We start from the raw sequence: 669 nt of genomic DNA, 5'->3' as shown, positions 1-669 counted from the left end.
TCGTCCCGCTGGGAGAACGACCATGAATTTCAATTCCGACGATTTCCGAGTGCGCGAGGGCGACACGGTTTTGCTTACGAAATGGCCGACGCGCGTGACTCCCCTCCACGGGTCGAGGGACCAGTATCGTACTCTGCTAGCCGAGCACATCGAGAGGCTCAGCAAGCTACAAAGTTTGCTCTATGCGGACAACCGCTACTCTGTTCTCCTCATCTTCCAGGCAATGGATGCGGCGGGCAAGGACGGCGTCATCAAACACGTCATGTCGGGCGTCAACCCGCAGGGATGCCAGGTGTTCAGTGGCCTTCGGCCACGAACACGAGCCGCGCGGCATAGACGCGCAGGCTGATGGGGCGGTTGGCAAACGAGGCGGGTACGCTGTAGCGGTTGCGCTCGAAGATTACCAAGCAGGTCGGCGAGACGCGCGTGGTGTGCTCGACAAAGCCGTCGAACGGCTGCCCGACCGGCATCAGATGTGGTCGCTCGGAGCGGCTCGAACGTGCGCTGGCATTGTTCATGGTGGCGGCCTGGCGCATCGCACGGCTAAATGCGGCTGAGGCGCGCCTGCCCGGAGCTCGAAGCGCAGTTGCTGTTTGAGCGAGATGAATGGCAGGCGGTGTTCATTCTCAGCAGGAAGGGGAGCCGCCCGAGACGCCGCCAAGCCTCAAT

General features: G+C 62.0%; 2 protein-coding genes and 1 pseudogene. 2 read left to right on the top strand and 1 reads right to left on the bottom strand.

Annotated features, from left to right (window positions below; all coding sequences use genetic code 11):
- Nucleotides 1-22: 22 nt before the first annotated feature.
- Nucleotides 23-349 (top strand): hypothetical protein, encoded by a 327-nt coding sequence (locus tag CF68_RS36530; RefSeq protein WP_013958602.1) that lies wholly within the window; start codon nt 23-25, stop codon nt 347-349.
- Here the strand turns inward: CF68_RS36530 and CF68_RS26645 are convergent.
- Nucleotides 303-485 (bottom strand): annotated as a pseudogene (locus CF68_RS26645) (IS21 family transposase); the annotation flags it as partial. The gene CF68_RS36530 and the pseudogene CF68_RS26645 overlap by 47 nt on opposite strands.
- Before the next feature lie 62 nt (nt 486-547).
- Between CF68_RS26645 and CF68_RS38680 the strand changes: the two are divergent.
- Nucleotides 548-669 (top strand): IS4 family transposase (locus CF68_RS38680; protein ID WP_369798910.1); only part of this gene is annotated, 122 nt, incomplete at its 3' end.

This window comes from Cupriavidus sp. SK-4 (assembly GCF_000611125.1).
Lineage (GTDB): Bacteria > Pseudomonadota > Gammaproteobacteria > Burkholderiales > Burkholderiaceae > Cupriavidus > Cupriavidus necator.
Note: the sequence above shows the minus strand (reverse complement) of the source record. Positions and strands in the feature narration are given on the sequence as shown.